The organism is Citrobacter sp. TBCS-14 (genome assembly GCF_005280805.1).
In the GTDB taxonomy this organism is placed as follows: Bacteria; Pseudomonadota; Gammaproteobacteria; order Enterobacterales; family Enterobacteriaceae; genus Citrobacter; species Citrobacter gillenii.
In genome coordinates this window covers 1-504 of the sequence record NZ_SZWM01000906.1, presented here as the reverse complement: position 1 = coordinate 504, position 504 = coordinate 1, and the positions used below count along the sequence as shown (strand labels likewise).

At 56.9% G+C, this 504-nt stretch carries 1 pseudogene; it reads left to right on the top strand.

Annotated features, from left to right (window positions below):
- Positions 1–504, top strand: a pseudogene (locus FDX22_RS21985) (thiamine pyrophosphate-dependent enzyme); the annotation flags it as partial.

Sequence of the window (504 nt, the reverse complement as noted above, 5' to 3'; positions counted from 1 at the left end):
GACCGCGCGGAGCTGGGTAAAATCAAACAGCCGCACGTGGCGATCCAGGCAGATGTCGATGAGGTTCTGGCACAATTGATCCCGCAGATTGAAGCGCAGCCGCGTGAAGAGTGGNTGCACCATCCCACAGGAAAAAAATCCGCTCAGCCATTATGGGCTGATTAACGCGGTTGCTGCCTGTGTGGACGACAGCGCGATCATCACCACCGACGTCGGTCAGCATCAGATGTGGGCGGCGCAGGCTTACCCGCTGAACCGTCCGCGCCAGTGGCTGACTTCCGGCGGCCTTGGCACCATGGGGTTTGGCCTGCCTGCGGCAATTGGCGCGGCGCTGGCGAACCCGGATAAAAAAGTGCTGTGCTTCTCCGGCGACGGCAGCCTGATGATGAATATTCAGGAAATGGCGACTGCCAGCGAAAATCAGCTGGATATTAAAATTATCCTGATGAATAACGAAGCACTGGGTCTGGTGTATCAGCAGCAGAGCCTGTTCTATAAGCAAGG